We start from the raw sequence: 25,177 nt of genomic DNA, 5'->3' as shown, positions 1-25,177 counted from the left end.
GTCAAAGTCAGTTCCGCAAAATCGACCTCAGTCACCTATATCCACGCATTACCAAACTCCTTGCATCACCACTCGGATCGTAGACAACTTGGACAGCGTTCATAGGGGTTGGGAAGTATTGAGTGGAGGCTTTTGGCTGGGTGTTTAGGCGCTTTGTGCTTCGACGCCTTCGAGGACTAGCTCGCCGAAGAGGGTGCTGGCGGTGGCGCGTTCGAATTTTACGGGGGCGAATTGCCCGACTAGTCGGGGGCTGGCTTTGACTAATACGACGCGGTTGCCGCGGGTGCGCCCTAGGAACATGTTTTCGCCTTTTTTGGCGGGGCCTTCAAAGAGGACTTCTTCGACGGTGCCGACTAGGGCTTGGTTGCGCTCTAGGGAGCGTTTACCGAGGATCTCCAGGAGGATCTGATTGCGCTCTTCTTTTTGCTCTTTGGTGACGGGGTCGCCGAGGGGCTCGGCGGTGGTGTCGGGGCGCACGCTGTATTTAAACAAATAAGCCATGTCGAAGCCGATTTCTTCGAAGTGCTTGCGGGTGAGCTCGAAGTCTTCTTCGGTCTCGCCGGGGAAGCCGACGATGACATCTGTGGAAATGTACATGTCGGGGCGCACGGCGCGCATCTTTTTGATGATGCTGCGAAATTTTTCGATGCTGTAGGGACGCCGCATGGCTTTGAGTATGCGGTCGCTGCCACTTTGCATGGGGAAGTGTAAATACTCGCAAAGCTTGGGCAGACGGCCGTAGCACTCGATGAGGTCGTCTTTGAAGCCGACTGGGTGCGGGCTGGTGAAACGGATGCGCTCGATGCCTTCGATCTCGTGCACTTTCTCTAGGAGTTGCACGAAGGGGCTCTTTTTGTCGACGAAGGGAAATTCGCGGATGCCGTATTGATTGACGATTTGCCCGAGTAGGGTGACCTCACGGGTGCCTTTGGCTGCGAGTTCTTTGATTTCTTTGACGATTTCGTCCATGGGGCGGGCGCGCTCGGCACCGCGGGTCTTGGGCACGATGCAGTAGGAGCACTTCATGTTGCAGCCTTGCATGATGCTGACGAAGGCGGTGACTTGCAGCTTGTCATCAACGTGTGACTTAATGGTGTTCTGCGAGTCGAGCTCTTCGGCGAGGTCGACAATGGTGTCGGGGCGCGGGCCTTGGCCTTGGAGCGTGGCGATCATGGAATCGAGGTGCTCGGGTACGCGGTGAAATTTTTGTGTGCCGACGACGAGGTCGAGGTCGGGCAGTTTGTCGACGAGTTCGTCGCCGCGGTTTTGAGCCATGCAGCCCATGATGCCTAGGATAAAGTTGGGGTCTTTGCGTTTTCGCTTGGCCAGGTGCCCAGCCTTGCCGATGGCTTTTTGCTCGGCCTGGTCGCGTACACTGCAGGTGTTGAGGAGCACGACGTCGGCATCGAATTCGTTATCGACGAGTGAATATCCTTTGCCACGAAGCATCGCTGCGACCGCATCGGAGTCGCGTTCGTTCATTTGGCAGCCGTAGGTTTTGATATAGACTCGGTTCATAAGAAGGGCGGAGCATGCTGAGATGTGCTGTGTTGTAAATATTGAAAGCTGATCAGTTGGCGGCTGTTTATGGAGTGGATTGCTGTGTGTGGGATTCGAGCTTTGGGACAGGATGAATGCTTGTTAATTTAATGTAAGGAATTTTTAAAAGAAATGGTTCCTTAGCTGTCGTCTTGACCGCTTTGGACTGTGTCTGTGTGTTGGTGCGATGTCAGAGATTCCTCCACGCGAAATTATATTAGCGAAAGCTAGCGAACTTTTTCATCGTAAGGGCTACAGTGCGGTGAGTGTGGAGGAGGTGATCGCCGCAAGTGGATTGCCGAAGTCAGAGTTTTATCGCGCTTTTAGTGATAAATCAGCTTTGGGTAAAGCTTGGTTGGAACGTTTAACGAAGCGCATGCGGATTATGCATGAGACTTTTATGGAGCGCCCTGGTGAGCGTGAGCGGCGGTTAAAAAAGTATTTTTTCTCTATGCGCAGCTGGGTGGAGGCGAACGGTTGGCGTGCGTGTCAGTTTGCGAATACGGCGGCTTGTATTGATGCGGATGCCGAGCCGGAAATGGCTTATTTGATTGATCAATATAAGCGTGCTCAGCGTAAGTTTTTCATTGAATTGGTGGGCACTCTGGTGGATGCAAAGGATGCTCAACGCCTTGGAACGGCGGTGTTTTTAGTGTATTCGGGCGCGATGACTGAAGCGCAGAATCTTAAAGCGACTTGGCCGTTTGAAGATGGCTTGGCTGTGGCGGAGCAGTTGTGCGGAATTCGCGAATGATCAGGCGTGACTGCTGGGAGCGATGGTGATGATGACGGATTTCGAGATCGGTGTTTGGCTGGTCTCTGCGCGTGCGCCGAGGGGGACGAGTACGTTGGCTTCGGGGTAGTACGCGGCGGCGCAGCCTTTGGGAGTATCGTAGGGGATGGCTAGAAAGAGCTTTGCGGTGCGGGTCTCGCCTTTGAAGTGGCTGGTGATATCGACTGGTTGTTCGGGGGTGATGTTGCGTTCGGCCATGTCTTCTTTGTTTAAGAAGATGACACGGCGTTCGTTTTTGATGCCGCGGTAGCGGTCGTTGTTGCCGTAGATTGTGGTATTGAACTGGTCGTGGCTGCGGAAGGTTTGTAACAGCAGTTGGCCGGACTCGAGGCTGATGGGGCTGAGTGGGTTGATTGTGAAATTAGCTTTGCCTGTTGCGGTTTGAAAGCTGCGTTCCTTTACCCCATTGGGTAGATAGAAACCTCCTGGCTTGCGAACGCGTGCGTTAAAATCTTGAAAGCCTGGTATCACACGTTGGATGCGTTCGCGGATTAAGTCATAGTTTTCGGAGAAAGCCAACCAGGGCACACGTGTCTCTGTGAGTGTGGCGCGTGCGATGCCACAAACGATGGCTGTTTCACTTTTTAATTGATGCGAGGCGGGCTCGAGGCGCCCTTCTGATTTATGTACGACTCCCATTGAGTCTTCCACGGTGACGAATTGTGGGCCGCTTTTTTGAAGGTCTGCTTCGGTACGACCGAGGCAAGGTAGGATGAGTCCTCGTTTGCCAGTGATGAGGTGACCGCGATTTAATTTGGTGGCGATATGTGCGGTTAATTCGCACTGGCGCATGGCGGCGGCTGTGGCATGTGTGTCGGGGGAGGCGGACAGAAAGTTACCGCCTAGCCCAATGAATACGCGTGCTTTGCCCGCGAGCATGGCTTCGATTGAATCGACGGCGTCGTAGCCGTGTTTGCGGGGAGATGTGAATTCGAATTCTTTATCGAGGGCGGCTAGGAATGACTCGGGCATTTTTTCCCACACTCCCATGCTGCGATCGCCTTGCACGTTACTGTGTCCGCGAACGGGACAGAGTCCACTTTTAGGGCGGCCTATTTTTCCAGTGATGAGGTGGAGGTTGACCACTTCCCGGATGGTGGCGACAGCGTTATGATGCTGAGTCAGCCCCATCGCCCAGCAGGTAATGGCGTCCTTTGCTTGCATAAAGGTATTTGCTGCTGCGCGTATTTCTTTTTCGCTAACGCCGGATTGTTGGCTGATTTCCTTCCATGTGACGGCGTTGATTTTAGCCAGGAAACTTTCATAACCATGTGTGTAGGTTTCGATGAATGCTGGATCTATTGCGTCTGCTTCAATCACAGATTTCAGCATGCCCTTTAGGAAAGGGAGATCACCATTGAGGCGAACTGATACGTGTTGCGAAGCCAGTGGTGTTGCTTTGCCAAGCACGCCTTTCAGTTTTTGCGGATGTGAAAACGCACGCAGTCCTGTTTCAAAGAGCGGGTTGACGGAAATAATTTTGCCTCCGTTCTCCACGGTCTTCTCCAATGAGGTCAACATGCGTGGATGATTGGTGCCGGGATTCTGTCCCATGATCAGTAGGCAGTCGGTGGTTTCGATATCTTCCAGTGTGACTGTCCCTTTACCGATGCCGACGGTTTCGTTGAGAGCGGCACCACTGGATTCGTGGCACATGTTGGAGCAATCGGGCAGATTGTTGGTGCCGTATTGGCGCACGAATAACTGGTAGAGAAAGGCGGCTTCATTACTGGCACGACCGGAGGTGTAAAAGATACTTTCGTCGGGGGAGGCCGCGGCGTTGAGCTCTTCGGCGATGAGATCGAAGGCGTCGTCCCATGAAATCGGGCGATAGTGGGAGGCTGCTGTATCGAGTAGTAGGGGCTCGGTTAGGCGCCCCGCGTCGTTGAGCCAAAAGTCACTTTTTTGAGCGAGCTCTGCGACTGAATACTGGGCAAAGAACGCGGCATCGACACGTTTTTTAGTTGTTTCAGTCGCGACGGCTTTGGCACCGTTCTCGCAGAATTCAAAACTTGAACGTTCGCCGTCCGGGTCTGGCCATGCGCAGCTGGGGCAATCGAAGCCATGTTTTTGGTTGAGCCGGTAGAGTGCTTTAGCGCCACGGTTGGCACCGGCCTGTTGGTTGACATGCTTGAGTGAGTTGGTGACTGCCTTGGTGCCGACTGCTTTGTCCTTGGGAGCGGAGCGCTTTAGGTCGAGTAATTGGCGTGGTGGTTCTGGATCGGCTTGCATGGTGCAGAAAATGTAATCGTATGAGCTTCGAGTGAGAAGGTGTTGGGGCTAGCTAGAAGCTTGCCACTCTATAAGCTTTTTATGCGTTCCGGGCAGCTGTAGATGTTGTAGCTGTCGTTTCTGACAAATCCGATGAGCGTTATATTGAAGTCGTTGGCGAGGGCGACTGCCATGCTGGAAGGTGCGCCGACTCCTGTGATAATGGGAATGCGGGCGATCAGGGCCTTTTGAATGATTTCGTAGCTCATGCGTCCGCTGACGCAGAGCACCTGTCCTTTTGCGGGGGTGCGTGCGGCGATGAGGTTGGCGCCGATGGCTTTATCCAGCGCGTTGTGACGGCCAATGTCTTCGCGCGAAACTTGTAATGAGCCATCAGTGGAAAAAATTGCAGACGCATGTAGGCCACCTGTTTGACGGAAGGTGGCCTGGCGGTCGTGCATCTGTGCTGGGAGTGAATGTATCCAATCTGCAGCTACGGCTGAATCATCATCAATGTTCAGAGCTTTAGGTATCTCAAGGTGTCCGATGCTGGTGGTACCGCAGACGCCGCAACTGGAATGGACGGCGAAGTTGCGCTCGCAGGTTTTGGCGGAGGCGTCGAGGCCAGGGCGCAGTTGTACGCGTGCGCGGGTGGGCGCGGCGTGTGCGTTATTACCACTGAGTTGAATTGCGACGATGTCGGCAGCGGAGCCGATGATACCTTCGCAGTAAAGAAAGCCATGGATGAGATCTTCGTCGTGGCCGGGCGTGCGCATGGTCACTATGAGTTTCTTTTCGACCGTTCCGAAGTGGCGTTCGTAGGCGAGGACGATTTCTAATGGATCTTCGATCGCAAGGTAGTCTTCCTCGGGGGGCAGGGCATGCTGCCCCTGCACGTGTTGCTTGATGACCTTCACGCTGGTGCGTGTGGTGCGTGGTAGTCGGCGAGATGAAGGTAGCATTGGGCGATATAGGACTGAGTGCGCATGGGAGTGCTGCAAACTAAATGGAGGGTGGGCTCTGCCCCTGCGTGTTTATGAAGCTTGCTGGGAAAGCCAGTCGACGACGGCTTGAGTCATTTGAATTTTATGTTCTGCTTGGTTGAAACTGTGGTCGGCTCCGTCGATGCGTATGACTTTGACGCTGTCGCCTTTTAAGCTTTGGACGAGGTCGGTATCTTGGGGGCGTACGACATCGTCGCTGGTGCCGTGTAGGAGTAGCCAAGGGGCACGAATCATTTCGGCCAGTGGGGCGACGTTGTCGATGGTATGGCAGAGGTCGTGCATAAACTTTGCGGAGAGTGGGCAGCTTGCTTCGTCCCACATCAGACCTTGGTCCGGTGTTTCTTGGCCGAACTCGGTTTGCGCAAAAGTTTTAGTATCGACCATGCCAGCGAGTGACACGAGTGCGTTGATGCGTGCATCACGCGAGGCTTGGATGACGCCGACAGCGCCGCCCATGCTATGACCGATGTAGGCGATTTTTGAATACGAGCTGGTGACGGCGTCGAGGATTGATGCGAGGTCGCCGACTTCTTTGGAGATGGTGGCGTCGCGGAAGTCACCTTGTGAGTCGCCATTGCCGGCGAAGGAGAAGCGTAGGGTGTCAAAACCTGCGGCATTGAGTGCCTTGGCGGTATCGACCATGACGGGGCGATCTTTATTGCCGGTGACGCCGTGGCCGAGAATGACCAGCCAGTCGTTTTTTGCGGTGTCGGCGTTGCCGGGGGCGAAGCTGTAGTCGAGCGTTTCGCCGAGGGAATTTTGGATTGTTTGATTCATTGGCAGGCTAAATGCGGCCTTTTTGGGCAGGCTTAATTTTGGGCTTAGCTTCGGCGGGCGTCATAAATGGCGCCCCTACGTTTTTTAGATGCGGCCTTTGAAGGTGAGTTCGGCGATGCCGGACTTGTCGAGTTCGCCTTTGCCCATTTCGGTGAGCTTGGTGTATTGCTTGAAGGTGGCTTGCGCGAGGGGGGCGTTGATGCCGGCATTGGCGGCGAGGCCGACTGCGATGCCGGAGTCTTTGGCGGCGTGTGCGGCGGAGAAGTAGCAGTCGTGATCGCGGAGAATCATGTCTTCGGCATCGGTTTCGAGCACGCGTGAGTTGGCGCCGGTCTGGCTAAAGATATCGCAGAGCATTTTGAGGTCGAGGCCGAGGGCGTCACCGATGCCGAGGCCTTCGGCGAGGGCGGCGGTGTTGATGTTCATAACCATGTTGACGAGTGCTTTGACCTCGGAGGCTTTACCGGCGGGGCCGACGTAGTGGAGCGCTTTGCTGAGGTCGTCGAGCAGTGTTTTGTTGGCTTTGAATTCGGCTTCATCACCACCGACCATGAGGAAGAGTTCGCCCTTGCGTGCCTGTGGGATGCTGGAGGCCATGCAGGCTTCGAGGCATTTGGCACCGACTTGTGCGGCGTTGGCTTCGAGCTTGCCATGCAGGGCGGGGGTGAGGGTGGCGCAGTTGATGAAGGTGCGTCCTTCGGCGCCGGTGAGGAGGTTGTCTTCGCCGAAGAATATGGCGTCCATTGCGGCATCGTTGGTGACGACGGTCAGAATGATGTCCGCATGGGCGGTGACTTCGGCGAGTGTTTGATACGCGGTCGCGTCGATTTCTTGGGCGAGCTCGGTGGCGACATTTTCGTTGATGTCGTAGAGCGCGGTGACTTTGTAGCCTTTGTCATTGAGGCAGCGAGCCATGTTGCCGCCCATGCGGCCTAGGCCGACGAATCCGATTTTTTGATTTTTCATGACGCGCAAGGTAGCTAGGGTCTGCGTCAGATCAAATGCTTTGTGCGATTGGTGTACTATGTTTCAGGGCTGAGAGTGTCTGATGGCGTCGTGCGGTGCTAGAGTTGGCGTTTAGCGGCAACGGCGAGGCCCATCAGTGTGAGGTCGCCGACGAAAAGGCTTTTGTGGGCCCAGTCTTTGGTTAAGTTGGCGATGCTGCCACCTGTGGAGAGGACGACCGGTTTGGGCTCACCGCGCTTTTGCAGTTCATTGGTCACTTTAAGTAGCAATGCATCGATCATGCCAGAAAAGCCGACGGCGACGCCGAGTTTCATGGCGTGGACGGTGGACTTACCGATGGCGCCTTCGACGTTGAGCAGGTCTTCGGCACTGAGTTCGGGGAGCAGTGCGGTTTGTTCGTGTAGGTAGCGTGTCATTACAGCGAGGCCGGGGGCGATGATGCCTCCTTCGTAGCCTTGGCTGCTGACGATGTCGAAGGTGACGGCGGTGCCCATATCGATGACGATGGCGGGGATGCCGTAAAATTCCTGAGCGGCGATGGCGTTGGCGATGCGGTCTTGACCGATTTCGTGTGGTTTGGGGTAGACCAGTTCCAGGCCCGCGCAGCTGTCACAGGTGAGGTGGAAGATCGGTTGTTGGCATGCGGCCAGGCTGGCGCGGAGGTTGTCGTTGATGTCGGGCACTACGGAGCAGAAGGAGATGCTGTCTGCTTCTGCGAGCAGTGGAGCCAGTTTTTGCGCGAAGGCCGGAGAGGGCGCGTGGCGGAATTCTGCGGTGGGAAAGTGACCGGTGAGTTGAACAAATTGGCCTGCGACCAGCCCGTAGTGGGTGCTGGTGTTACCGACGTCGATGCTGAGGGTTTTCATGGTGGAGTGTTTTAAAGTCAGAAGGTAGGAGTGGCCATCACAACGCGGGCGTGACGAGTCGCGCCCCTACTTTTTTAAAGTGACGTCTCCGGCGCGAACTTTTTGCACGCTGCCGTCGGCGGCGATGAGGATGAGGGCGCCCGTTTCGTCGATGCCGCTGGCGGTGCCGGTGATCTCTTGGTTATTCATGATCGCGGTAACGGTTTTTCCTGAGAGTGAGCTGAGTGGTGCCCAGGCTTCGACTAAGCTCTCGGAGCCGTTGTCGAGGATGCAGGTGTCGTAGGCAGTCTGTATGGCGATGATCACCTTGGCTGCGACTTGATTCATCGAAAGCTCTTTGCCTCCGACGGCGTAGAGACTGGTGGCCGATTTACGCAGTTCGCTGGGGTATTTTGTCGGATTACTATTCACGTTGAGGCCGATGCCGAAGATAATGCTACGGAGGCTGTCGGCGTCCATTTTAGCTTCGGTGAGCATGCCCGCGAACTTGCGACCATCGCAGTGCAGATCGTTGGGCCATTTGATTTTTAGGGCCGCATTTGGTGTGAGGCTTTGCAGGGCGCGGCAGATGTGGATGCCGGCCCAGAGGGTGAAGTGTTGTAGTGCTTGTGGTGGAATGTTGGGTTCAAACCCGACCGAGAGGTAGAGGTTGTCGGCGGTGGCGCTGTGCCACTCGCGCCCGAGGCGTCCACGGCCTTTGGTTTGGCAACTGGAAGCGATGGCGAAGGGGCTTTTGCGACGATGCGAGAGTTGGCGTTCTGCTTCGCTGTTGGTGCTGTCGATGACGGGGAAATAGAGCACTTCGAGCTTAGACCCGTTGAGTTGGGTGTAGTAGCGCAGCAGATCTGGGTGCAGGACTTCGGGCTCTTTGACCAGGCGGTAGCCCTTGTTGCGGATGGCTTCAAACTCGAAGCCTTGTTCGCGTAGCTTGTCTAATTTACCATGAATGGCGGGGCGTGACATGCCGAGTTGCTCTGCGAGCAGGCTGCCGGAGACGAAGGTATCCGGGGTGGCAAGCAGGGCCTTCAGGATAGTCTGGGCATCTTTATTGGATTCGATTTGGCGATATTCGGTGTCGAGCATTGTCTATGGTTCTGAGTGTTTTCTTCGACTCTGTTAAGCTCATTTTATCTGTCATATTATCGTAACGAACCGCGTTCGACCAAGCTGCCTTGTAAGCGTAGAATGCTGGATGTCCGTTCGGGATCTTTGATGCGCTTCATCAACAGCTCTGCAGCCGCTTCACCCAAAAGTGCAGCTGGCTGACGAATTACCGTAAGGCCTGGATTCACAAAGGTCGCCCAAGGGGGATCGTCGAAACAGGCAAAACCTATATGATTTGGTATCAATATCTTCTGCTTGTGAATTGCCCGATATGCACCGGTGGCAATGAGTGCACTGCTACAAATGACGGCGTCTGGCGCTGGATTGTCTTGCAGAATTTGCTCCATCGCAGCACGTCCTTCATTCTCAAATGCTGGGATACGTCTGATCGGAAAGGCAGTCTGTCCTGCTTCAGCCAATGCGGATAGAAAACCGGCCAGCCGTTCTTCCGCGGTAAAACTGTTGGCCCCGAAAATTCCGGCGATGCGTCGATAGCCGCCTTGTAAAATCCGCTGAGTCAATCGGTAGGCCGCTTCTTTATTATCAGAGAGGACGGCGTCAAAATCTGTGCCCACCTGCCGGTCAACCAAAACAGCAGGGATTCCCTGTTTTTGAAGCGCTTTCAACGGCTTCAAGCCTTGCGTTGAAGGAGAGATAATCACTCCAGCCACTTGTTCCTGGGCGACGAGCTCCAAGTAGTGAATCTCCTTTTGAGGGTCTTCATCGGTATTACAGACGAAAACACAAAACCCACGCTTCTGGGCGAAGGTTTCGACGGATCGGCAAAGCTCTCCGAAAAACGGATTCTGTATGTCGGAGACAATAAGAGCGATAATTCGCGACCCGGGATCCCGTAATTGTTGAGCCGCACGATTGGGGCGATAGCCGAGCTTTTTAACGGCAGCCTCCACTTTGGCTCGTGCTTTGTCACTGATGTAACCCTTATTGGCCATCATGCGGGATACGGTTGCTGTCGAAACACCTGCTTCGCGGGCGACATCTTTAATACTAGCCATGGTCGGAATCTAAAAAGGGAGAGAGGGGGCGCAATACTGATAAAGACTGCGCGTCTTCGGAGGAGTTTCTCATGAGTTATCTATGATTATGACATAATGTATGTAAACGATACCAGAAAAATATGAAAATAATTTAAGTCTTAAGTATCTAATTATTAACAATATCTGTGTAGTTATGTTCTGCGTTCCTTTTGCTGGGCCGCCTTTTTGTTTGACAATTATATGTAAACGATTACATATTGTAACCATCTTCTTTTTCTAACCTCAAAATCAAATACCCCTCATGTTGAATCTAACCCCATCTGATATTCGTCTTGGTCAAAAGTTTTCCAGCAAGGAAGAGGCCATTCAAGGCATCGCGAAGCTTCTCGCAGAGCTCGGAGCTGTAGAGGCAGGATATGTAGATAGTATGCTCGGCCGCGAACGAACAGCGAACACTTACCTAGGCAATGGAGTTGTCATTCCTCATGGTCAACCGCAACAATCTAACCTGATCCGCGAAACGCGGGTTGTGTTGATTCAGGTCCCCCAAGGTGTGGCTTGGAAAGGCGAGGAGCGGGCCCATCTGATCTTCGGCATCGCCGCAAAAAGTGATGAGCATATCGGCCTTCTCGCTCGGCTGACTTCCATCACTGCTGATGCCGATTTGGCCAAAGACTTGGCGAGCACGACAGACCCGGAAGTAATCATCGCAGCTGTCTTTGGAGAAGAAACAGGAGCCGGCGATGACATTGATGATGACTATGCAGGCGAACGTGTCTTCGTGAAATTTACCAACCCACGTGGTTTTCACCTTCGCCCAGCCAGTCAGTTGGCTGAATTGACCGAACAGATGGACGGTAATATTAGTCTCGTGGTCAACGGCCGCGAAGCCGATGCCCGCAGCGCACTGAAGATCGTCAGTTTAGGGATCACCGCAGAAAGTCACATCGAGATTCGATCCGATTCTCCGTATGCCACGGATCACCTGGATCGGATCAGTCGCTTGCTCGAATTGATCAACGACGAGCCTCAGGAGGTTATAGATGAGGTCGACAGCGCGATCCATTGGGAGCCTGTTCAAAGTGAATCCACATCTTCCATTTCGGGGACAATGGCCGCTCCTGGGATTGCGGTGGGTCCAGTCTTTCATTGGAACCTCGGTAGCCATGATGCAGCAGACCGTAAGCGTGGCGATGAAGCCTCCGAATGCTCCGCCCTCGAAGTCGCCATTGAAACCGCGGTAAGCGGTTTGACCGAACTCGCCGATGACGAGAACATGAACAAAGTGCAGCGCAACTTGTTCACTGCACATGTTGCTCTGGTCGACGATCTGGAATTAAAAGAAGCTGCCCTGAATAAAATTAAAGAGGGAGAAGATGCCCTGAGCGCTTGGAACGCTGTAGTCACCGATAAGGCCGCAAAGTTGGAGGCATTGACTGATGCCAACCTCGCTCAACGAGCCGTCGATTTGAAAGACGCGGGGCATCGTGTAAGCCGTGTCCTGCTCGGCGAGGTGCAGGATCCACTCGCTGAAATTACCGCCCCCGTGGTTTTGATTGCTGAAGATTTGGAACCCTCCGAGGCCGCTCAGTTGAGCTCAGAGAAAGTCTCAGGAATTTGCCTGCGCGCAGGCAGTCCGAATGCGCACTCGGCCATTGTCGCGCGTTCACTTGGTATTCCAATGGTTGTGGCAATGGGAGATGCTCTCGCGGATGCCGTTCGAGATGCGACTGTGTTACTCGATGCGTCCGGTGCTCGACTTTTCCTTGAGCCATCCGAGGCAGATCTTGAATCTGCCTGTAAAGCACTCAAGGCGATTGATGCACGTCGTGAGCAAGCATGGTCGCAACGTTTCAGTCCTGCTTTGTTGACTGATGGGCATCGCGTGGAAGTGGTCGCAAACATTGCCCGGGTCGAAGAAGCAGAAAATGCACTCAAGGCTGGCGCGGAAGGGGTGGGACTGGTTCGCACGGAATTCCTGTTTCTTGATCGCGAGCACGCGCCGACCGAAGACGAACAATACGAATGCTATAAAGCGATGGTCGAAGCTTTGGGTGGGCTGCCCATGGTCCTGCGTACAGTGGATATCGGTGGTGACAAGCCAGTCGATTATCTCGGCCTGAGCGAACACGATCTTTCCTTCCTTGGGCTGCGCGGTATTCGTCTTGGTCTGGCTCGTCCTGATATTATTAAGACTCAGCTGCGGGCGGTTTTTCGTGCCGCGAAGCATGGCCCGATCAAGTTGCTCTTTCCTATGATTGCGACGCCGAACGACTTTCGTCGTATCCGTCAAATTGCGGAAACCGTACGTAGAGAAGTCGATGGCCCGCAGATTGATCTTGGGGTTATGATTGAAGTGCCTGCTGCGGTGACGATGGCACCTGAGCTCGCGAAGGTGGTCGACTTCTTTTCGGTAGGCACAAACGACCTTACGCAATACGGCCTCGCCGTTGACCGGACGCATCCGCTTCTCGCTAAACGGGCGGACAGCCTGCATCCGGTCGTGCTGCGCATGATTGATACTGCAACCAAGGCAGCGCATGCCGAAGGCAAGTGGGTGGGCGTATGTGGCGGGCTCGCGGCCGATCCGCTCGGCGCACAAATTCTCACTGGCATCGGTGTGGATGAATTGAGTATGCCAGCCGCGTTGATCCCTGCCGTAAAAGAAAAACTTCGAAAAGCGAATTTGGCCGACCTGCAAGCGCTGGCTAAACGCGCTCTCGCGCAGGACGACGCCGTCGCCGTGCGGTTGATCCCACCTGCCGTTTAACCCCTACCAGAGACTTATTACCATGACTACGAAACCCTCCATTATTACCGTCACGCTCAATCCGGCGATCGATCATACCGTTTTTCTCGACGAACTTGTGCCTGGTACCGTTCATCGCGCGACCGGATCACACCGCCAAGCCGGCGGCAAAGGAATCAACGTCGGCACCATGCTTGCTATTGGTGGAACCAACGTCGCGGTCTCCGGTTTCCTCGGTGAAGCCAATCCCTCGATTTTTGAAAAGCATTTTAAAGATCACGGATTGATGGACGCCTTTGTTCGTGTCCCCGGTGAAACTCGAACAGGTATTAAGATTGTGGATACAAAATCCAACGATACCACTGATCTAAATCTGCCTGGCCCGGCACCTACAAAGGCTCAGTGTGAGAAGCTCTTTTCCAGATTGCTGAAATTGGTTCAACCCGGCACTTGGGTTGTCATCGCAGGAAGTTTACCCACAGGCGTCGAGCCGGATTTCCTTGTCGAGCTGATACATAAACTACGTGACGCCGATGCCAAAATTGCGGTGGATTCAAGTGGGGCCGCCCTTGCGGCCGCGGTCGAAGCCGGGATTGATTTGGCGAAGCCAAACAACCATGAACTGGCCGAACTCCTCGGTGCCGATCTGAGCGACTTTCAGTCGATCTTGTCGGCGGCCCGGGAACTCAACCGCGAACGCGTGCCCAATCTGATTGTCTCTCTTGGGGATGAGGGTGCTCTTTTTCTTTCCAATAAGGCGGAGCTCATGGCGAGCGCGCCACCTGTCAAAGTTATCAGCACGGTTGGTGCAGGCGATTCATTGCTCGCCGGGTATTTACAGGGCCGCCTCCTCGGGGAAACCGCACCTGACTGCGCACGCCGTGCCACCGTTTACGCCTGGAGCCGATTGGAATCCCTCGTCTCCGCGCTTCCTGAACCTGAAATCCTCTTAAAACGTTTGGCCCGCGTCACCGTACAGCCAATCGCCCCCTATCAACCCAAGTCCTAAATCCCATGTCAAATCTACTTGTTATCATTCAAGCCCCCAGCAATGCGCCCATGTTGCGTTTGGCTAAGGGCGCCCTCGAAGCAGAGGCTGCACGTCGTGGACTCTCGCTTATAATCAAAGCCGATGCGGATGCAGATCCTGCAGCGGTCTGGAAGTCTTCTTCCGAGTCGGTCAATGCCGTGCTTCTTTCCGCAATCAAAGCACCCGCGCAGCCAGTGTCCACATCAGTGCCAGTCATTGCGACCGAGCTTGCTCGCGTGGCCCGCGAAACCGGACATGTCCTGGATCAACTCTTCCCGGATAATGTGCCCGCACCAGCGGCTAGCCAGAGCGCATCACCGAAGGAAGCGGCCGAATCCACAGAGAGCAAATTCCTTGTGGGAGTGACCTCCTGCCCGACCGGGATCGCTCATACTTTTATGGCTGCGGAATCATTGCTCCGCGGTGCCAAAGCGCTGGGTTACACCATGAAGGTGGAAACCCGCGGCTCGGTTGGCGCGAAAAACGAACTCACGGAAGAAGAGATCGCTAAAGCCGATGCGGTGGTGGTGGCCGCTGATGCCAGCGTGGAAACCGCCCGCTTCGCAGGTAAGCGTTTGCTTGAAACAGGGACCAAGGCCGCTATTAATGATGCGTCCGGGCTGATTAAAGAAGCACTCGCATTGGAACCTTCAGCCGCGCAATCCGGTGGCATGAAAATGCCTCCCAAGAAAGCACGCACCGGCGTCTACAAGCATTTAATGACGGGGGTCTCCCAAATGTTGCCACTCGTGACTGCGGGTGGACTTTTGATCGCTTTGGCTTTCGCCATCGGAGGGATCTACGCGGGCGATAACGAGGGTACGCTCGGTTGGGCACTTATGCAGATTGGTGGAGCTTCTGCCTTTGCACTCTTCATTCCCGTACTTGCCGGCTTCATCGCATTTTCCATAGCCGACCGTCCCGGTCTGGCTCCTGGATTGATCGGTGGTATGTTGGCTTCACAAATCGGCGCGGGTTTCCTCGGTGGTTTGGCTGCTGGTTTCTTTGCCGGTTATCTCACTAGTTTACTGAATCGTAAGATCAATCTTCCGGATACCTTACAGGGCCTTAAGCCGGTGCTCATTCTGCCTTTGCTCAGTTCGTTGATCGTCGGCCTTTCTATGATCTATGTGATTGGGCCTCCGGTGAAGTTCATTCTTGATGGCTTGTCCACATGGTTGAACGGTATGCAAGAGGGCAGTGCCCTGATCCTTGGTTTGCTCCTCGGTGGGATGATGGCTTTCGATATGGGTGGTCCCGTGAACAAGTCAGCTTACACCTTTTCGGTCGGTCTCTTGGCCAGCCAGATCTACGTGCCGATGGCTGCAGTGATGGCTGCCGGTATGGTGCCACCGCTGGCATGTGCGCTGGCAGCAAATATTTTCCGTAATAAATTCACTGACGATGAGCGTCAGGCTTCCAAAGCCACTGCGATCCTTGGAATCTCATTCATCACGGAAGGTGCAATTCCCTATGCGGCCGCCGATCCGATTCGGGTCATTCCTTGCACCATTCTTGGTTCTGCGGTGACTGGTGGAATCTCCATGGTGATGGGCTGCAAGCTCATGGTTCCTCATGGAGGTGTATTCGTTTTGGCGATACCAAATGCCATCACTCAAGGCCTTGCCTACATCGCTGCGATCATAATCGGAACTCTTGTTGCTACCGCTGCGCTCTACTTTGCGAAGCGTCCGCTAAATCAAATGAACAAAGCCGTCGCTGCTTAATTTTACCTCAACTCAACATATATTATGAAAAACAAAATCCTACCTCTATCATTAATTATTGGACTCAATTCTGGTGTATTTGCGGATACAGAATCCGTAGAGAATCCATACGCGGATCGTTTGACCGGCGATTGGGGGGGCGCGCGCACGGAGCTCTCCGAAGCGGGCATCGAGTTCTTCGCCTACTACAACACGATCACCTCATCAATTGCCTCAGGTGGTATTAGCAAAGATACAAACTTTGCTGGTGACTTGTTTACCGGATTTAATTTCGATCTTGAAAAAATACTGGGATGGGACGACACCATTTTTACTCTTACAGGAATTGATCGCCATGGGAGTGACATTACTCCAAATATCGGCAGCCAATACAGTGCAATGCAGCTGGTTGGCGGACAAAATACCTTCCTCTATAATGTAACCCTGGAAAAGCTGTTTGCGGATGGTGACCTCTCCTTGAAGCTGGGCCGCATGACCGCGACCGATGACTTCGTTGGATCTCCATTTTACAGTTACTCTTTGAGTAATGCGGTCAACGGGCAGATTCGGGCTGTACTCTTTGATGGAGTGATGACATCCTATCCGTTTGCCGTTTGGGGGGGGCGGATGAAAGCCAAGCTCTCTGAAGAGAGCACGCTGCAAGTAGGAGTCTTTCAGCTGACTCAGGAAATGTGGGATCGAGAAAAACAAGGGCTCGATTTCAGTATCGATTCCGACGATGGGGTATCGGTTTTTGTCCAATACGACTGGACGCCTGAAATTAATGGGAAGCCCGCTCGTTTCTACGCCGGTGTCAATCAAACCTTCTCGTTTGAAATGAACGATTTCAATAGCATGGATACGACGGATAGTTTGACCCGCTTTTATGCGCATGCGGATTATCAATTTTACCGGGAGTCGGCTGATTCCGATGAAGGGCTGACTCTTTTTATGACCTTTGCGTACACCTCGCAGGATGAAGTCGCCATTGTTCCGGTCCAATCGACAATCGGCGCGCACTACAAGGGCCTGCTTCCCGGACGTCCCGATGACCGGACCGTTTTCTTTGCGACTTATGGAGGCTTCAGTGATGAATACTCAGATGGCTTGGAAGCTGGTGGAGGGAGTCCGGTTGACTATGAGATGGTCTTCGAGTTGGGGCATCGTATCCAGTTGACCGAATACGCGTACATTCAGCCGGACATTCAATTTATCAAGAATCCAGGTGGAAGTGGCGATATTGATGACGCCATCGTTGTCGGAGCGCAAATAGGCTTTAGCTTCTAGAGCCAGTCCAGCCCGATGTCTTTCCAAGTGCTTTGATGAATGGGGGCGCCCGTCGAGATGAAATCGAGGCCGAGGTCATTGAGCGCGGGGAGTGAGTTTAGGGTAATGCCGCCGCTGGCTTCGGTGCAGGCGCGGCCATCGATGATCTCGACGGCTTGCTTCAGTTCCTCGGGGGAGAAATTATCCAGTAGAATGATATCGGCGCCCGCTTCGACGACTGGGGGGATTTGCTCCAGTGAGTCCACTTCCACTTCGATGGCGATTTCTTGGCAGGTGTTGACTGCAAGCGCGACGGTTTCGGTCAGGCGGTTGCCACCGGTAGCGCCGGCGACGGCGAGGTGGTTATCTTTGAGCATGACGCGATCGAAGAGGCCGATGCGGTGGTTATAGCCGCCGCCGCAAGCGAAGGCGTATTTTTGCAGCACCCGATAGCCGGGCAAGGTCTTGCGCGTGTCGAGCAGCGCAGTCTCACTGGGGCCGAGTGCATCGACATAGAGGCGGGCCTCGGTGGCGATGCCGCTGAGGTGCTGTAGGAAATTGAGAATGACGCGTTCTGCCTGGAGCAATGCGCTGGAACTGCCGCTCAGGATGCCGATAATTTGGCCTTGGTCCAGAAAGTCGCCATCCTGCGATTGTGCTTCGAAGCTGCAGTCCTGACCATAGCTATCGAGCACTGCTTGAATAAGGCCGAGACCGCAGACTACCAGCGGTTCGCGTGCCGTCAGTTGCGCGCGTCCACTGGCACCTTCCGGCATGAGTGCGGTGGTGACATCGCCGAGGCGTTCCGGGCGGTGTGCCAGCCCGGCGCCGGCGAGGTCTTCGATCTTGGCGAGGCCGACCAGTTGTCGCAGGTAGTCGGGGTCCAGATCCTGCCATGTAAGGCGGGTCTTAAAGGTTTCTTTTGAGTAGCGGGCGTTATGGCTCATGCAGTGTGTGCTAAATTAGTTGTAAGATTCGAAGGTGCTGACTTTTCCAGTCTGGCGGTCGAAGACGACGCGCTTGAGAAGCTTGGTATTGTTTGGGTTTACATTCACGCCAGTGCCGATGCCCACGCCGCTGCCGCGGGAGCCGACGCCACCGCCGAGGCTAATGCCCATGCTCGGTTTGATTTGACGGTATTCCCACACGATCTGTTTGCCCGCGGCTGAGTCGACTGTGGTTTCATGGCTGGGATCACCCAAGGCCATACGTACCATGTCTTGGTCAAAGCCGACGGCGATTTGTTGCGTGCGAATCATTTGCCGTTCTGCGGGTGTGTAGGTATTGAATGCCGCTTGGTTTTGCGAGATACGTTGGTTCTGTGGGGTGCTGCAGGCCGTAAACAAGACTGCAAAAAGTGCGAGGGTCCAAAATGTTAGAGTTTTCATATTATAATTCCTTCATTCAAAAACAGAGGTGATGTGCGGACTCTAGCGAATCGTCGGGTTCGCTCCAGTCAAATATGGCTTGGATCGGGAGAGGGCTTCAGAGTAAACGAGCAAATCTGATTCGCTGACGACTTTGAGCTACCATGGGCTTACCTTGGTTCACAAGATTTGGAGATCCAGTCGGCAAGTTCTTGATCGTTAAGTCGGCAATCGGCGAGGGCGATAATTTGCAAAGCTGCGACTTCTTCTGACGCAATCAGGCGGAGTCCATTGATGCCTAAGAAGGTGTAAAGCGCTAGAAAACCAGTGCGTTTATTCCCATCCAAGAAAGGGTGGCTTTTAACAATACCAGAGGCATAGATGGCTGCGAGTTCGAACAAATCGGGATTTTCATAATGAAAAAGTTGTAGGGGGCGGTTTAATGCCGAATCCACCAATGCTTCATCACGAATTCCATCTGAGCCACCAAATCGAGCGATTGCGGCGGAGTGGATCGCCAGAATCGTATCCTTACTTAGCCAATTGGGCTCCTTCATTTAGCTAGCTCGCGAAGGGTGTTTCGGTATGTGGACATTCCTTCTTCAGCAATGCGCATGATTTCCTCAAAGCCGGGCCGTTCAGGATTGATGTTGAGGGAACAATTGGGGGCTTCAGTTAAATACACCGTCGCACCTTCTTCCACTTTGAGTGTCTGTAGCGCTTCCTTGGGCAGAACGATGCCGAGAGAGTTGCCGATTTTGCGAACTTTTGTTTCGATAGCCATGTGTAATAACAAATGTTATTACTGGCAGAAGTCAAGGTTGGGGGGCGCGACGTGGCTTGGGCTGACGCGGTCTTCACAAGTGAAGCCCCTACGTTTTTTTGTGACTTATTCTTGTTCAAACACCACGCGGAAGGCGCCTCGGAGCTCGCCTACGGCGAAGCCGGTGGCGGTGTCGGCGGGGTAGAGTTGGGCGATTTTCTGGGTAACTTCAGGTGCAATGCTGGCGGGGTCGCCGTGGCAGGCGAGGCAGCCTGTTTGCAGGAGGATGGGGTGGTGCACGATGGTCAGGCCGTCTTCGTGACTGACGGCGGGTTCGGGCGCGGTTCCGTCCGTCGTCATCGCGGTTTGCCAGTCTTGTAGAATGCTCTCGGAGAGGCCGTCAGCCCGAGTAGGGCGACGACTGCAAGGGAACGGGCGAGGCGTTGTTTGGCTGTGCGCTGCATTAGATAAACAGGTTTGCATTGGTTTCGGAGGCGGCGCCCAGGTATTCGGCGACGCCGCCGAGCTCGACTCCGTCGATCAGCTCCTCTTCGCGGATGCCCATGGCTTCCATTGACATGGTGCAGGCAACCAGGCGGATGCCGGCTTTGCGGGCGTCTTCCATGAGTCCCGGGAGATTGGGCAAGTTTTTGCCGGCCATGCGGTCTTTCATCATCCAAGTGCCGAGGCCGCCCATGTGCATTTTGGACAGCGGGAGTTTGTTGGCACCGCGCGGCAGCATCCAGCCGAACATTTTATCCATGAAACTCTTGTTGGCAATTTGAGGCGCGGGGTCTTTACGCAAGACATTGAGTCCCCAGAAAGTGAAGAAGAGGGTGGCCTTGCCGCCCATGGCTACGGCTCCGTTGGCGATGACGTAGGCGGCCATGGCTTTGTCCAATTCGCCGGAAAAGACCACAATCGTCGCGCCATTAGCCGCTTTGGCCGGTGCGGCGCTGGCGACCGGGCATGCCGCTCCGCGTGCAAGGCGGCCGGTGACGATGCCTTTGTCTTTGGCAACACTCAGGCATTCGTAACCGTTGGCTTTGCAGAAGGCGGGTAAATCGTTCTTGAAGCCCGCATCGGAGGCGCGCACTTCCAGCACTTGACCGACCTCTAGCAGTGCAGCCGCTTCTTTGACGCGCAGGATCGGACCGGGGCAAGCCATGCCGGTGCAGTCCAGTTGGATGACTTCCTGCGCGGCTGCTTCGGAGGCGGGCCTTGCGGCTTGCTCATTGCTAGCGGAGTTCGTGTCCGGGGAATTGTCTGAGTCGGCTTGGGGGGCTTGTGGCTGCTGCTCGACTTTCCAGCCGCCGACATGTGCCTGCACGTCGAAGCCGTGTTGCGCGAGTATGCGTGCTGCGAAGTAACTCATCTTGCCGAGTGCGCAGATGGTGGTGACTGGTTTTTTTGTATCTAGTTCTTCAATACGATTGCGTAATTCCGGGAAAGGGATGTTGCGGGCACCGGGGATCGGTTTGAGCTGCGCCATTGCAGCCGGGCGCGTATCGATGAGCTGGGTACCTTCGGCTTCGCGCAGGCTGAAGATCGGCTTTACGCGACCGCTGCGGATGTTGTTGGCGGAAAATCCAGCTGTGTTGAGCGGGTCTTTGGCTGCGCCGAAAGGAGGCGCGTAGGCCAGTTCCAGGTGTTCCAATTCGTCGACGGTGAGTTGCCCCTTGATGGCAGTGGCCAATACATCCAGACGCTTGTCCACCCCTTCGAAGCCATTGGCCTGACCGCCGAGAATGCGGCCGGTCGACTTTTCCCAGAGTAATTTCACAGTGAGGTGGGTCGCGCCCGGGAAGTAGCTGGCGTGGTTGAAGTCGGTGACGATGGTCTTTTGGTAATCGACCTCCATTTGCTGGAGGCGCTTTTCGCTGTGACCAGTCACGCCGGCTGCGACATCGAACACCCGCACGATTGAGGTGCCGATCGAGCCGGGGTAGGGTTTGGCCTGGTCGCCGAGGATGATGTGGTCGGCTGCGGTGCGACCTTGTCGATTGGCCAGTCCACCCAGAGCGATGGCGGTTGGGGCGCCGAGAATCGGGTCGATGGTTTCACTGGCATCGCCGACTGCGTAGATGTCGGGGTCGGAAGTCTGCATGCATGGGTTGGCCTTGATGTGGCCGCGCGCGCCCAGTTCCAGTCCGGCGTCTTTCGCCAGTTGATTTTCGGGGCGGACACCGATGGAAAGGATGACGAGGTCGGCTGCGATGCTTTGTCCTGAGTTTAGTTGAGCGATCAGCCCGCCTCCTTCGGCAGCTTTGAAGCCGGAGATGCCGTCGCCCAGGCGAAGTTTGACTCCGTGATCCATTAGTTCCTGCTCAACAGGGCGAACCATTTCGGGATCCATTTGTGGGAGCACCTGTTCGACCAGTTCGACCAGGGTGACGTCCTTTTGTAGGTTAATCAATTGTTCCGCCATTTCCAGCCCGATAAAGCCTGCGCCGATGACCAGCGCACTTTGAGCGGATGCGGCCGCCGCTTTGATGCGATCCATGTCTTGCAAATTGCGCAGGGTGTAGATTCCCGGTAGGTCGATGCCTTCCAGTGGTGGTCTTAGCGGAGCTGCGCCGGGGGAGAGGATCAATTTGTCATAGGCGAGCGTTTCTTCGGCCTGCGTATCCAGATTTCGGACACGCACTGTTTTGGCTGCGCGGTCGATGGAGACCGCTTCGGTGCGGGCTTGCACATCGATCGCGAGTTGCGCTTTCAAGGTCTCCGGTGTTTGCAGCGAGAGCTTTTCGCGTTCTTCGATTTCGCCGCCGATATGATAGGGCAGTCCACAGTTGGCAAAAGAGACGTCCGGGCCGCGCTCAATCATCGTGATAGAAGCCTGCTCGTCCAGACGGCGGAGGCGTGCCGCTGCGGAGGCGCCGCCTGCGACACCGCCAATGATGAGCACGCGGGGAGAGTTGGTGTTGGTTTGTGGAGTCGATTGCGTATTCATGATATAGACTGTCTTTGTTTGTTTTTTGGGGAAAGGTATTAGCTGCGGCGGTTCGCGCAGTCCGCGGCAGGCTCAAGTTCTGCACTGTGGTCCGCTTGATCGGTGCCGAGTGTGCATTGAAAACTGTGGCAGAAGCTGCGAATCGCCTCGCAATTGAGGGAGTAGCAGACCTTGGGGCCGCATTCGCGGAGGTGGAGCAGTCCCGCCTTGTCCAGAGCTTTCAAATGTTGTGAGACCGTGGCTTGTGCCAGTGGGAGCTCCTTCACGATGTCGCCACAGCAGACCTCTTTGCGCTCCTGTAGCAGGCTGATAATGGCAATGCGCGCCGGATGTGCCAGCGCACCCGCAAAGGCCGCCAGCGAGACTTGTTCTTCAGGGAAAAGAGCGTGTTTGGTAGTTGCCATATGACTTATCGCTTATCGTAGATATACGATAAGTCAAGGCAGATGTGATGATTTTTGAGATGTGTCAGTCTTAATCGTAGCTTAGGTCGCTGGCTTTGCCTTTGAAGATCCAGTAGGCGAGGGCGGTGTAGCCGATGAGGAAGGGTAAGACCACGGCGGTGCCGATTAGGATGATTTTGAGCGATTCCGGCGCCGCGGCGGCATCGGTGATGAGGAGCTGGCCGGGGATGATGTAAGGGTAAAAGCTGTAGACCAGTCCGAGGAAGCCGAGCACGAAGATGGCGATGGAAATGGCGAGCGGCATCCAGGCTAGCCGGTCGTTTTCCATGGGCAGAATCCCTAGGATGAAATGCATGAGTAGTGTCAGCATGATCGAGATCAGCGGCATCGCGAGTAACAGGGTGACTTCCGGAAAGGCAAACATGCGGTCGTAGATGCGGGTATCCACGAAGGGGGCGGTCAGGCTACTGAGGATGGCGCCCAGCACCATGGTCCAAATCGCACGTCGCGCCCAGCCCACGGCGCGTTCTTGCAGTTCGCCTTCGGCTTTTAGAATCAGCCAGCAAGCCCCCATCAGCACATAACCGGCCACCACCAGCAGCCCGAAGAAACAGGCAAACAGTTGAGCGGTGAGCCCTTCTTGGAAGCCGATGATGAAGCGTCCGACCATGTAGCCCTGGCTGAGAGCGACCAGGAGTGAGCCGATAAAGAAGTTACGATTCCAGGCGGCTTGTTTTTTCTTGGCCACTTTGCGCCGGAAGTCGAAGGAGACCCCGCGGAAGATTAAGGCCAGCAGCATCACTGCGACTGGCAGATACAGGGTGGTCAGCACGACGCCGTGCGCGGCCGGAAACGCGACCAACAGCAGGCCCACGCCGAGCACCAGCCAGGTTTCGTTGGCATCCCAGAAGGGGCCGATGGAGGCGATCATGCGGTCGCGATGCGCTTCATCGACGATGGAAGAGAGGATGCCCACGCCCAAATCGTAGCCATCCAGGATCGCGTAGAGCAGCATCGAGAGGCCGATTAAAAATGCGAAGATGAAAGCGAGCGGCTCGCCCTGAGTGAGTTGTTCCATGTTCATGCCGGAATTTGTTGAGGTTCTTCTTTCATGGCCTTGCGTGCGAGGTAGAAGAGCGAGCCCACGTAGGCGAGTCCCAGCACTAGATAGGTGACCAAGTAGGCCGTCAGCGTCAGGCCCACGTGCGCGGGCGGCAGGTCGGCCACCGCATCTTCGGTCTTCAGGATGCCGTAGACCAACCAAGGCTGGCGTCCGATCTCTGTGACATACCAGCCGGACAAAGTGCCGACCCAGCCGGCGAAGGTCATGCCTAGTAAAACCCGTAAGAGCCACTTAGGCAGCTCCTGTTTGCGAATCAGGAAATAGCTGCCGAGACTCGCGACCGCAATCATCAGCAGGCCGACCCCGACCATGATACGAAAGCTCCAAAAGACTGGACTGACCGGTGGGTGCAGCCCCTCAAATTCATTCAGCCCCAGAATCTTTCCATTGGGATCATGGGTAATGATCAGGCTGCCGAGTTTGGGGATGGCCAGTTCCATGTGATTTTCGCGCGCATCTTCATCGGGCAGGGCGAACAGCGCCAGCGGGGCGCCTTCGGTGGTTTCCCACAGCGCTTCCATGGCGGCCAGTTTGGCAGGTTGATAGTCGCGGGTGTTGAGCCCGTGTTGATCACCGACGATTCCTTGCAGCGGCCCCAGCACCACAGCCAGAAAGAGCGCGCAACGCAGCCCCGTGCGAACGGCGGGCCGATCGTCGCCTTTGAGTCGCCGGTAGGCTAGCAGACCTGCGGCGAGGAAGGCGACTGTCAGCCCCGAGCCCAGTAGCGTATGGACCAGACGGTAGGGCATAGACGGGTTCATCACGATATGCCACCAGCTTTCGGCATGGGCGACGCCGTCGATCATGATATGGCCGGCCGGCGTTTGCATCCAGCTATCCAGCGCCAGAATCCAAAAGGCCGAGAGCGTCGTGCCGCCCGCGACCAGAAAAGTCGCCAAGGTATGAAACCAGCCCGGCACGCGGCGAAAGCCGTAGAGCATGATGCCCAGAAAAGTCGCTTCCAGGAAGAAAGCCGTCAGCACCTCGTAAGCCAGCAAAGGGCCCGCGATATTGCCGACCGTATTCATATAGCCCGGCCAGTTGGTGCCAAATTGGAAGGACATGGTCACCCCCGTGACCACCCCGATGCTAAAGCTCAGGGCAAAGACCTTGGTGAAATAGAAATACAACTCCATCCACTTCGGATCACGCGTGCGGGCGAAGCGCAGCTTGAAGAATAAGAGCAACCAACCCAGCGTAATCGTAATGGTGGGAAAGAGGATATGAAAACTGATATTCGCAGCAAACTGCAGGCGTGATAGAAGAAAGGCATCCATGATAAAGGCGCGGTTAAGCTGCCTGAATCTTATGCTTGTTTGAAGCGTAGATCGACCTAGTTGGCCAATGATTACGCCTGCTTATTGGCTGGGGTGGCTGTTGCTAATTGGAATTGGGATTGGAGGGGGCGTGGGTTTTAGGGTACGAGTGAGCGCTTCAGCGCTTGTCGGATTGGGCTCGGCGGGCTTCATAAATGAAGCCCCTGCTATGTTAGTTTGTGTCAAGAACGTAGAAGCTGTTAGTTGGTTTTTACATATAAAAGTTTGGTTTCTCTTAGTCT

23 protein-coding genes are annotated in these 25,177 nt (G+C 55.0%); 6 read left to right on the top strand and 17 right to left on the bottom strand.

Going from position 1 to position 25,177, the window contains the following annotated elements; translation table 11 throughout:
* Window positions 1-144: 144 nt before the first annotated feature.
* Window positions 145-1,518 (bottom strand): tRNA (N6-isopentenyl adenosine(37)-C2)-methylthiotransferase MiaB, encoded by a 1,374-nt coding sequence (miaB, locus tag QEH59_RS16790; protein WP_308951065.1) that lies wholly within the window; start codon window positions 1,516-1,518, stop codon window positions 145-147.
* Window positions 1,519-1,726: 208 nt separating this feature from the next.
* On the opposite strand from miaB, the gene QEH59_RS16785 reads away from it, so the two are divergent.
* Complete coding sequence (locus QEH59_RS16785) at window positions 1,727-2,293, top strand: TetR/AcrR family transcriptional regulator (RefSeq protein ID WP_308951066.1); 567 nt, start codon at window positions 1,727-1,729, stop codon at window positions 2,291-2,293.
* Here the strand turns inward: QEH59_RS16785 and QEH59_RS16780 are convergent, their stop codons facing one another.
* The 7 genes from QEH59_RS16780 to QEH59_RS16750 form a co-directional block, all read right to left on the bottom strand.
* On the bottom strand, window positions 2,294-4,564 hold the full coding sequence (locus QEH59_RS16780; RefSeq protein WP_308986540.1) for an FdhF/YdeP family oxidoreductase: 2,271 nt from the start codon (window positions 4,562-4,564) through the stop codon (window positions 2,294-2,296).
* 68 nt (window positions 4,565-4,632) lie between these two features.
* Complete coding sequence (gene fdhD / locus QEH59_RS16775) at window positions 4,633-5,505, bottom strand: formate dehydrogenase accessory sulfurtransferase FdhD (RefSeq protein ID WP_308986539.1); 873 nt, start codon at window positions 5,503-5,505, stop codon at window positions 4,633-4,635.
* 72 nt (window positions 5,506-5,577) lie between these two features.
* Window positions 5,578-6,324 (bottom strand): alpha/beta hydrolase, encoded by a 747-nt coding sequence (locus QEH59_RS16770; RefSeq protein WP_308986538.1) that lies wholly within the window; start codon window positions 6,322-6,324, stop codon window positions 5,578-5,580.
* Between the two features lie 84 nt (window positions 6,325-6,408).
* Window positions 6,409-7,290, bottom strand: coding sequence for an NAD(P)-dependent oxidoreductase (locus QEH59_RS16765; RefSeq protein ID WP_425609260.1), 882 nt, complete (start codon window positions 7,288-7,290; stop codon window positions 6,409-6,411).
* Window positions 7,291-7,388: 98 nt separating this feature from the next.
* Window positions 7,389-8,156, bottom strand: a complete 768-nt coding sequence (locus tag QEH59_RS16760; RefSeq protein WP_308986537.1) for a type III pantothenate kinase — start codon at window positions 8,154-8,156, stop codon at window positions 7,389-7,391.
* Window positions 8,157-8,222: 66 nt separating this feature from the next.
* Window positions 8,223-9,239, bottom strand: a complete 1,017-nt coding sequence (locus tag QEH59_RS16755) for a biotin--[acetyl-CoA-carboxylase] ligase (RefSeq protein ID WP_308986536.1) — start codon at window positions 9,237-9,239, stop codon at window positions 8,223-8,225.
* A 56-nt stretch (window positions 9,240-9,295) separates the two neighbouring features.
* Window positions 9,296-10,276: a LacI family DNA-binding transcriptional regulator gene (locus tag QEH59_RS16750; RefSeq protein ID WP_308986535.1), complete on the bottom strand. Its 981-nt coding sequence runs from the start codon at window positions 10,274-10,276 to the stop codon at window positions 9,296-9,298.
* Window positions 10,277-10,559: 283 nt separating this feature from the next.
* On the opposite strand from QEH59_RS16750, the gene ptsP reads away from it, so the two are divergent.
* The 4 genes from ptsP to QEH59_RS16730 are packed head-to-tail and all read left to right on the top strand — an operon-like array spanning window position 10,560 to window position 17,030.
* A complete protein-coding gene (ptsP, locus tag QEH59_RS16745; protein WP_308986534.1) occupies window positions 10,560-13,028 on the top strand; it encodes a phosphoenolpyruvate--protein phosphotransferase in 2,469 nt (822 codons plus the stop codon).
* A 22-nt stretch (window positions 13,029-13,050) separates the two neighbouring features.
* Window positions 13,051-14,016 carry a 1-phosphofructokinase gene (gene pfkB, locus QEH59_RS16740; RefSeq protein WP_308986533.1) on the top strand — a complete coding sequence of 322 codons (966 nt, stop codon included), beginning with the start codon at window positions 13,051-13,053 and terminating at the stop codon, window positions 14,014-14,016.
* A gap of 5 nt (window positions 14,017-14,021) precedes the next feature.
* A complete protein-coding gene (locus QEH59_RS16735; RefSeq protein ID WP_308986532.1) occupies window positions 14,022-15,764 on the top strand; it encodes a PTS fructose transporter subunit IIC in 1,743 nt (580 codons plus the stop codon).
* 24 nt (window positions 15,765-15,788) lie between these two features.
* Window positions 15,789-17,030, top strand: a complete 1,242-nt coding sequence (locus QEH59_RS16730; protein ID WP_308986531.1) for a carbohydrate porin — start codon at window positions 15,789-15,791, stop codon at window positions 17,028-17,030.
* Here QEH59_RS16730 and nadC read toward each other — a convergent pair.
* The 9 genes from nadC to QEH59_RS16685 form a co-directional block, all read right to left on the bottom strand.
* Entirely contained in the window at window positions 17,027-17,956 is a 930-nt protein-coding gene (nadC, locus tag QEH59_RS16725; protein WP_308986530.1) for a carboxylating nicotinate-nucleotide diphosphorylase, read from the bottom strand. The genes QEH59_RS16730 and nadC overlap by 4 nt on opposite strands.
* Before the next feature lie 15 nt (window positions 17,957-17,971).
* The gene (locus QEH59_RS16720) at window positions 17,972-18,397 is read right to left on the bottom strand and encodes a hypothetical protein (protein WP_308986529.1); all 426 of its coding nucleotides are present in this window, start codon (window positions 18,395-18,397) and stop codon (window positions 17,972-17,974) included.
* Between the two features lie 149 nt (window positions 18,398-18,546).
* Window positions 18,547-18,933, bottom strand: a complete 387-nt coding sequence (locus QEH59_RS16715) for a type II toxin-antitoxin system death-on-curing family toxin (RefSeq protein WP_308986528.1) — start codon at window positions 18,931-18,933, stop codon at window positions 18,547-18,549.
* Window positions 18,930-19,160: an AbrB/MazE/SpoVT family DNA-binding domain-containing protein gene (locus QEH59_RS16710; protein ID WP_308986527.1), complete on the bottom strand. Its 231-nt coding sequence runs from the start codon at window positions 19,158-19,160 to the stop codon at window positions 18,930-18,932. Before QEH59_RS16710 ends, QEH59_RS16715 begins: the two co-directional genes overlap by 4 nt.
* 105 nt (window positions 19,161-19,265) lie before the next feature.
* Window positions 19,266-19,499 (bottom strand): c-type heme family protein, encoded by a 234-nt coding sequence (locus tag QEH59_RS19060; RefSeq protein ID WP_425609259.1) that lies wholly within the window; start codon window positions 19,497-19,499, stop codon window positions 19,266-19,268.
* Between the two features lie 103 nt (window positions 19,500-19,602).
* Window positions 19,603-22,092 (bottom strand): FAD-dependent oxidoreductase, encoded by a 2,490-nt coding sequence (locus QEH59_RS16700; RefSeq protein WP_308986525.1) that lies wholly within the window; start codon window positions 22,090-22,092, stop codon window positions 19,603-19,605.
* Window positions 22,093-22,130: 38 nt separating this feature from the next.
* A complete protein-coding gene (locus QEH59_RS16695) occupies window positions 22,131-22,496 on the bottom strand; it encodes an ArsR/SmtB family transcription factor (protein WP_308986524.1) in 366 nt (121 codons plus the stop codon).
* Between the two features lie 70 nt (window positions 22,497-22,566).
* The gene (locus QEH59_RS16690; RefSeq protein ID WP_425607160.1) at window positions 22,567-23,574 is read right to left on the bottom strand and encodes a cytochrome d ubiquinol oxidase subunit II; all 1,008 of its coding nucleotides are present in this window, start codon (window positions 23,572-23,574) and stop codon (window positions 22,567-22,569) included.
* A gap of 2 nt (window positions 23,575-23,576) precedes the next feature.
* Window positions 23,577-24,896, bottom strand: a complete 1,320-nt coding sequence (locus tag QEH59_RS16685) for a cytochrome ubiquinol oxidase subunit I (RefSeq protein WP_308986523.1) — start codon at window positions 24,894-24,896, stop codon at window positions 23,577-23,579.
* 67 nt (window positions 24,897-24,963) lie between these two features.
* On the opposite strand from QEH59_RS16685, the gene QEH59_RS16680 reads away from it, so the two are divergent.
* Window positions 24,964-25,177 (top strand): hypothetical protein (locus QEH59_RS16680; RefSeq protein WP_308986522.1); only part of this gene is annotated, 214 nt, incomplete at its 3' end.

Origin of the sequence: Thalassobacterium sedimentorum (genome assembly GCF_031127905.1) — a bacterium.
GTDB classification, from domain to species: Bacteria; Verrucomicrobiota; Verrucomicrobiia; order Opitutales; family Coraliomargaritaceae; genus Thalassobacterium; species Thalassobacterium sedimentorum.
Note: the sequence above shows the minus strand (reverse complement) of the source record. Positions and strands in the feature narration are given on the sequence as shown.

What these genes read in the sequence shown, in the direction of transcription:
- QEH59_RS16730 (WP_308986531.1), top strand. Translation starts at nt 15,789, where the DNA reads ATGAAAAACAAAATCCTACCTCTATCATTAATTATTGGACTCAATTCT.
- QEH59_RS16780 (WP_308986540.1), bottom strand. Translation starts at nt 4,564, where the DNA reads ATGCAAGCCGATCCAGAACCACCACGCCAATTACTCGACCTAAAGCGC.
- QEH59_RS16715 (WP_308986528.1), bottom strand. Translation starts at nt 18,933, where the DNA reads ATGAAGGAGCCCAATTGGCTAAGTAAGGATACGATTCTGGCGATCCAC.
- QEH59_RS16695 (WP_308986524.1), bottom strand. Translation starts at nt 22,496, where the DNA reads ATGGCAACTACCAAACACGCTCTTTTCCCTGAAGAACAAGTCTCGCTG.
- QEH59_RS16720 (WP_308986529.1), bottom strand. Translation starts at nt 18,397, where the DNA reads ATGAAAACTCTAACATTTTGGACCCTCGCACTTTTTGCAGTCTTGTTT.
- QEH59_RS16690 (WP_425607160.1), bottom strand. Translation starts at nt 23,574, where the DNA reads ATGGAACAACTCACTCAGGGCGAGCCGCTCGCTTTCATCTTCGCATTT.
- QEH59_RS16685 (WP_308986523.1), bottom strand. Translation starts at nt 24,896, where the DNA reads ATGGATGCCTTTCTTCTATCACGCCTGCAGTTTGCTGCGAATATCAGT.
- QEH59_RS16710 (WP_308986527.1), bottom strand. Translation starts at nt 19,160, where the DNA reads ATGGCTATCGAAACAAAAGTTCGCAAAATCGGCAACTCTCTCGGCATC.
- nadC (WP_308986530.1), bottom strand. Translation starts at nt 17,956, where the DNA reads ATGAGCCATAACGCCCGCTACTCAAAAGAAACCTTTAAGACCCGCCTT.
- QEH59_RS16755 (WP_308986536.1), bottom strand. Translation starts at nt 9,239, where the DNA reads ATGCTCGACACCGAATATCGCCAAATCGAATCCAATAAAGATGCCCAG.
- pfkB (WP_308986533.1), top strand. Translation starts at nt 13,051, where the DNA reads ATGACTACGAAACCCTCCATTATTACCGTCACGCTCAATCCGGCGATC.
- miaB (WP_308951065.1), bottom strand. Translation starts at nt 1,518, where the DNA reads ATGAACCGAGTCTATATCAAAACCTACGGCTGCCAAATGAACGAACGC.
- ptsP (WP_308986534.1), top strand. Translation starts at nt 10,560, where the DNA reads ATGTTGAATCTAACCCCATCTGATATTCGTCTTGGTCAAAAGTTTTCC.
- QEH59_RS16765 (WP_425609260.1), bottom strand. Translation starts at nt 7,290, where the DNA reads ATGAAAAATCAAAAAATCGGATTCGTCGGCCTAGGCCGCATGGGCGGC.
- QEH59_RS19060 (WP_425609259.1), bottom strand. Translation starts at nt 19,499, where the DNA reads ATGACGACGGACGGAACCGCGCCCGAACCCGCCGTCAGTCACGAAGAC.
- QEH59_RS16760 (WP_308986537.1), bottom strand. Translation starts at nt 8,156, where the DNA reads ATGAAAACCCTCAGCATCGACGTCGGTAACACCAGCACCCACTACGGG.
- QEH59_RS16735 (WP_308986532.1), top strand. Translation starts at nt 14,022, where the DNA reads ATGTCAAATCTACTTGTTATCATTCAAGCCCCCAGCAATGCGCCCATG.
- QEH59_RS16750 (WP_308986535.1), bottom strand. Translation starts at nt 10,276, where the DNA reads ATGGCTAGTATTAAAGATGTCGCCCGCGAAGCAGGTGTTTCGACAGCA.
- QEH59_RS16770 (WP_308986538.1), bottom strand. Translation starts at nt 6,324, where the DNA reads ATGAATCAAACAATCCAAAATTCCCTCGGCGAAACGCTCGACTACAGC.
- fdhD (WP_308986539.1), bottom strand. Translation starts at nt 5,505, where the DNA reads ATGCTACCTTCATCTCGCCGACTACCACGCACCACACGCACCAGCGTG.
- QEH59_RS16700 (WP_308986525.1), bottom strand. Translation starts at nt 22,092, where the DNA reads ATGAATACGCAATCGACTCCACAAACCAACACCAACTCTCCCCGCGTG.
- QEH59_RS16785 (WP_308951066.1), top strand. Translation starts at nt 1,727, where the DNA reads ATGTCAGAGATTCCTCCACGCGAAATTATATTAGCGAAAGCTAGCGAA.